We start from the raw sequence: 4,688 nt of genomic DNA, 5'->3' as shown, positions 1-4,688 counted from the left end.
TAACGCAGCTGATCGAAACTTTGCGCAACCTTCCCGCAGCCCTGGCTCAGGACAGCGGGTTCGACCTCCAGGTCTTCGCCGACATGGTTGGAACCATTCGCCGCTTCACGGACGAAGACCTGCTCCTGGAGCGGCAGGAGGCCGAAAAGGTGCGGGCATTCTTTGCCGCCTGGCAGGACGAAATTCGGTCCATCGGTCCGGCGTCACCGCCAACGGAACCCCGAGTCCACAACGAACCGTGGCAGAACGCCAGGCACCGAGATCGCCGAATGGCTCCAGGACGCCCGCGCGGACGCGGGCTACCGTGCCATGCGGCCGGGGCGAAAGCCGCCTACCCCAAAGCTCGGGACGAGGATGAATCCGAGCCGTGGGCGGCCGTGGACCTCCCTGGGTTGGCTGCGCAGATGCCCGTCCGAGCCGGAGTTATTTGATCTTCGCCGCGTTCGCGGTGCCGGCGTAGCTGTCGCGTCGGATCTTCGTGTGCACGGGTACGACAGACACCACTGGGCCGTTGACGTGCAGGTTCAGGTTCGCATTGGTGCTGGTTGGGTGCACCGATCCAGCTATCGCGCGAACCCGAGATCCGAGCGCAGACATCGCTGTCCCCAGGGACATCGCTGTCCACAGACGCGGGGGCCGCATGTGAGGGACGGCCGGATGCTCATAAAGTGGCCAGATGACCTCCCCCCTGGTCGATAGCGTGAGCGACGCCGCGCGGGTGTTGCGTCGTGTCTTCGGGTACGAGTCGTTCCGGGACGGTCAGCAAGAGATCATCGAGCATGTCGTCGGTGGCGGCGACGCGCTCGTGCTGATGCCGACGGGTGGCGGCAAGTCGCTGTGCTACCAGATCCCCGCCCTGGTACGGCCGGGCACCGGCGTCGTGGTGTCACCGCTCATCGCGCTCATGCAGGACCAGGTCGACGCGTTGCGAGCGCTCGGCGTACGAGCGGGGTTCCTCAACTCCACCCAGGAGTTCGACGAGCGCCGCGAGGTGGAGTCCGCCTTCCTTGCCGGTGAGCTCGACCTGCTCTACCTGGCGCCGGAGCGGCTGCGTGTCGAAGCGACGGTCACGCTGCTCGGCCAGGGCGAGATCGCGCTGTTCGCGATCGACGAAGCGCACTGTGTCGCGCAGTGGGGACACGACTTCCGGCCCGACTACCTCCTGCTGTCCGAGTTGCGTGAGCGCTGGCCGGACGTGCCGACAGTCGCGCTGACCGCCACCGCGACCCCGGCGACGCACGCCGAGATCGCCTCCCGGCTCGGCCTGGAGGACGCCCGCCACTTCGTGGCCGACTTCGACCGCCCGAACATCCAGTACCGCATCGTGCCGAAGAAGGAGCCGAAGGCGCAGCTGCTGGAGCTGCTGCGCACCGAGCACACCGGGGACGCGGGTATCGTCTACTGCCTGTCACGGTCCTCCGTCGACAAGATCGCCGATTTCCTGGTGGCGAACGACATCACGGCGCTGCCGTACCACGCCGGGCTCGACGCGCGCACCAGAGCCGAGCACCAGGCGCGCTTCCTGCGGGAGGACGGCGTCGTCATGGTCGCGACCATCGCCTTCGGCATGGGCATAGACAAACCGGACGTACGGTTCGTCGCCCATCTCGACCTGCCCAAGTCCGTCGAGGGGTACTACCAGGAGACCGGGCGCGCCGGCCGTGACGGGCTGCGCTCGACCGCGTGGCTGGCCTACGGCCTCCAGGACGTCGTGCAGTTGCGCAAGCTCATCGACACATCCGCGGGTGACTCTGCGCACCGCCGGCGGCTGAGCGCCCACCTCGACGCCATGCTCGCACTGTGCGAGACGATCGAGTGCCGCCGCACCGGGCTGCTCGCCTACTTCGGGCAGCACTGCAGCACCCCGTGCGGCAACTGCGACACCTGCCTGACGCCCACGCAGTCATGGGATGGCACGATCGCCGCCCAGAAACTGCTTTCGGCCGTGCTCCGGTTACAGCGGGAGCGTCGCCAGAAGTTCGGCGCGGGTCACCTCATCGACATCCTGCTGGGCAGGAAGACGGCCAAGGTGATCCAGCGCGATCACGACACCCTGACGCTCTTCGGTATCGGCACGGAGCTCGGCGAGCCCGAGTGGCGGAGCGTGGTACGTCAGCTCCTGGTGCAGGGGCTGCTGGCGGTCGAGGGCGAGCACGGCACCCTCATGCTCACCAACGCGAGCGCCGACGTGCTGCGCGGACAGCGCACGGTCCTGATGCGGCGCGAGCCGGAGCGCGCCGCCAAGGCCGCGTCCGCGGCCACAGCCACGTCCAAGGGCACGAAGCCCCGCCGCGCCGCACCGGCCGGCCTGCCGGAGGATGCGATGCCGGTGTTCGAACGGCTCCGCGCCTGGCGCGCCGCCGTCGCGAAGGAGCAGGGTGTCCCGGCATATGTGATCTTCCATGACGCCACCCTGCGCGAGATCGCGACACGCGTACCGGCCACGTTGGCCGAGCTCGCCACCGTCAGCGGCGTCGGTGAGAACAAGCTCACCAAGTACGGGCAGCAGATACTCGACACCCTCGCCGAGTGAACCAGACCCCGTTCGCCCGGATCGCGGCCGGACGGAACCGCTGTCGGTATGGGCCTGTGCTGTCAATTGTGTCGCGGCGGCTGGACGCCGCTGTCAGTAGTGGTAGCGCACCTGAATGACGACCAGGTCGTCTCCACGCACCTGGTAGACCAGCCGGTGCTCGTCAGTGATGCGTCGTGACCAGTACCCCGACAGGTTCTGGGACAACGGTTCCGGTTTGCCGATCCCGACGGCCGGGTCGCGTGCCGATTCCTCGATCAGACGGTTGATCCGGTGGAGCATCTTGCGGTCGTCGGCCCACGACGTGTAGTCAGCCCAGGCTCGTGAGGTGAACACGATCCTCATCAGGCCAGCAGGTCGTGTTCCTCGGTCGCGCCGGCGTCAGCCTCGGCAATGCTGGCCGCCAGGTGCGCGGCGTTGGCAGGCGACCGCTGCAGATAGGCGGTCTCCTGCATGGAGCGGAACTGGATCTCGGACACCAGGTAGGCCGAGCCGTGCCTGGACAGGATCTCCACCGGTTCCTGGTCGGCGTTGACCTGTTCGATCAGCGGGAACAGGCGCTTGCGTGCCTCACTGGCGGTGACAGCCATGACAACCTCCAAAGTGGTACAAGATATCGTACCGCTCTGGCTGGAGTCCTGCCGTGCGTCTCGACGACCGTGCCAGTCAGATTTGTGCAGCCAGACTGGTGTTGGTGGCCGCGAGTACGGTGACCTGCCACCGGTCCCGCCCGTCTCGACCCGCAGGGAGCATTGATGACCGACCCGCGGACCATTCTGATCACCGGCGCCACCGACGGCCTCGGCCGTGCCCTCGCCCACCGGCTGGCCGCGCAGGATGCCACCCTGCTCCTGCACGGCCGGGACCTCGACAGGCTCGACCGCACCGCCACCGACATCGCCGCCACCCACGGCGTGCCACCGCCCCGGATCGTCCAGGCCGACCTGGCCGAGCTGGCGCAGGTCCGCCGGCTGGCCGAGGATGTGCGCACGACGACCGACCGGCTCGACGTGCTGGTCAGCAACGCCGGCATCGGCAGCGGCGAACCCGACGGACGCGACCGGCGCACCAGCGTCGACGGCCACGAACTACGCTTCGCCGTCAACTACCTGGCCGGATTCCTGCTGACCCTCGAGCTGCTTCCCCTGCTGCGCCGATCGGCCCCGGCCCGCATCGTCAACGTCGCCTCCCTCGGCCAGCACCCCCTCGACTTCGACGACCTCATGATCGAGCACGGGTACAGCGGCACGCGCGCCTACGGACAGAGCAAACTCGCCCAGATCATGTCCACTTTCGAGCTGGCCGACCGGCTTCCCGCCGCAGACGTCACGGTCAACAGCCTGCACCCGGCGACCTACATGCCCACCAAGATGGTCCTGGCGGAAATCGGCCACCATGTCGACAGCCTCGACACCGGCGTCGAGGCCACGCACCAACTTGTCACCAGCACCGCCCTCGCCACCACGAGCGGCCTGTTCTTCGACCGGACCCGCAAGACCAGAGCCCACGCCCAGGCCTACGACAGCCGCGCCCGAGCCGAACTGTGGACGCGCAGCCTCACGCTCGTTGGACTCACCGACCCGACCTGATCCCTGTCTGCGCCGCAGACTGGATCCCGCCCGGACGAGATCTCGTAGTTGGCCGGTGGTTCTCCGGCAGAAGAGTCGTGACGAGACCTGCGGAGCGCAAAGCTACGACCACCGGCTCAGGATGGTCGAGTCAGGCCTCCTTGCGAGGGATTATCGGGGCGTCACGCCCGGTTCCGTGCCGGCCCGAACCGGCGGCAGCTCCGGCACTGTCATTATTCGACTTTTCTTCGTGGTACTCTTCTTCGACGTTGACCGTCCAGACGTCATGCCGGGTCTGGTCGAGTATGTTTTCGACGGTGAGCATGGCGGTCAGCATCGAGTGGTCGGCGTTGTTGTACCGGTGCATGCCGTTTCTGCCGACCGGATGCACGTTCGGCGCATGCACCGCCAACCACTCCCGCATAATCTCGACGTTTCGCCGGTAGTACTGGTCGTAGGTCGGGTATGCCTTGGGTACCCGGACTACGTAACCCGCCTCCACGGCCCCCGGGCGGACCAGGCCCAGGATCTCAAGTTCCGCCGTAACTGGTCAGGTACCGAAGATCGTTTGAAATACGGTCAGGCGG

General features: G+C 67.2%; 5 protein-coding genes and 2 pseudogenes. 3 read left to right on the top strand and 4 right to left on the bottom strand.

The genetic code is table 11. The features are described 5' to 3' along the window. A pseudogene (locus CV1CTNOD_RS25475) lies at positions 1-431 on the top strand (hypothetical protein); the annotation flags it as partial. Here the strand turns inward: CV1CTNOD_RS25475 and CV1CTNOD_RS27280 are convergent. Beyond that, on the bottom strand, positions 424-555 hold the full coding sequence (locus CV1CTNOD_RS27280) for a hypothetical protein (RefSeq protein ID WP_278043873.1): 132 nt from the start codon (positions 553-555) through the stop codon (positions 424-426). The pseudogene CV1CTNOD_RS25475 and the gene CV1CTNOD_RS27280 sit on opposite strands and share 8 nt — an antisense overlap. A 121-nt stretch (positions 556-676) precedes the next feature. Between CV1CTNOD_RS27280 and recQ the strand changes: the two genes are divergently transcribed. After that, positions 677-2,533, top strand: coding sequence for a DNA helicase RecQ (recQ, locus tag CV1CTNOD_RS07005; protein WP_131785348.1), 1,857 nt, complete (start codon positions 677-679; stop codon positions 2,531-2,533). 93 nt (positions 2,534-2,626) lie between these two features. Here recQ and CV1CTNOD_RS07000 read toward each other — a convergent pair whose 3' ends face one another. Continuing rightward, positions 2,627-2,878 (bottom strand): Txe/YoeB family addiction module toxin, encoded by a 252-nt coding sequence (locus CV1CTNOD_RS07000; RefSeq protein ID WP_131785347.1) that lies wholly within the window; start codon positions 2,876-2,878, stop codon positions 2,627-2,629. Continuing rightward, positions 2,878-3,123 carry a type II toxin-antitoxin system Phd/YefM family antitoxin gene (locus tag CV1CTNOD_RS06995; protein WP_131785346.1) on the bottom strand — a complete coding sequence of 82 codons (246 nt, stop codon included), beginning with the start codon at positions 3,121-3,123 and terminating at the stop codon, positions 2,878-2,880. The genes CV1CTNOD_RS07000 and CV1CTNOD_RS06995 overlap by 1 nt, the downstream gene beginning before the upstream one ends. Positions 3,124-3,288: 165 nt before the next feature. Here CV1CTNOD_RS06995 and CV1CTNOD_RS06990 point away from each other — a divergent pair, with 165 nt between their 5' ends. After that, on the top strand, positions 3,289-4,122 hold the full coding sequence (locus CV1CTNOD_RS06990) for an SDR family NAD(P)-dependent oxidoreductase (protein WP_131785345.1): 834 nt from the start codon (positions 3,289-3,291) through the stop codon (positions 4,120-4,122). A gap of 130 nt (positions 4,123-4,252) precedes the next feature. Here the strand turns inward: CV1CTNOD_RS06990 and CV1CTNOD_RS06985 are convergent. Further along, positions 4,253-4,645 (bottom strand): annotated as a pseudogene (locus CV1CTNOD_RS06985) (FAD-dependent oxidoreductase); the annotation flags it as partial. Between the last annotated feature and the right edge of the window lie 43 nt (positions 4,646-4,688).

The organism is Protofrankia symbiont of Coriaria ruscifolia (assembly GCF_900634745.1).
Lineage (GTDB): Bacteria > Actinomycetota > Actinomycetes > Frankiales > Frankiaceae > Protofrankia > Protofrankia californiensis.
This window is presented reverse-complemented; position numbering and strand designations above follow the sequence as displayed.

What these genes read in the sequence shown, in the direction of transcription:
- recQ (WP_131785348.1), top strand. Translation starts at nt 677, where the DNA reads ATGACCTCCCCCCTGGTCGATAGCGTGAGCGACGCCGCGCGGGTGTTG.
- CV1CTNOD_RS07000 (WP_131785347.1), bottom strand. Translation starts at nt 2,878, where the DNA reads ATGAGGATCGTGTTCACCTCACGAGCCTGGGCTGACTACACGTCGTGG.
- CV1CTNOD_RS06995 (WP_131785346.1), bottom strand. Translation starts at nt 3,123, where the DNA reads ATGGCTGTCACCGCCAGTGAGGCACGCAAGCGCCTGTTCCCGCTGATC.
- CV1CTNOD_RS06990 (WP_131785345.1), top strand. Translation starts at nt 3,289, where the DNA reads ATGACCGACCCGCGGACCATTCTGATCACCGGCGCCACCGACGGCCTC.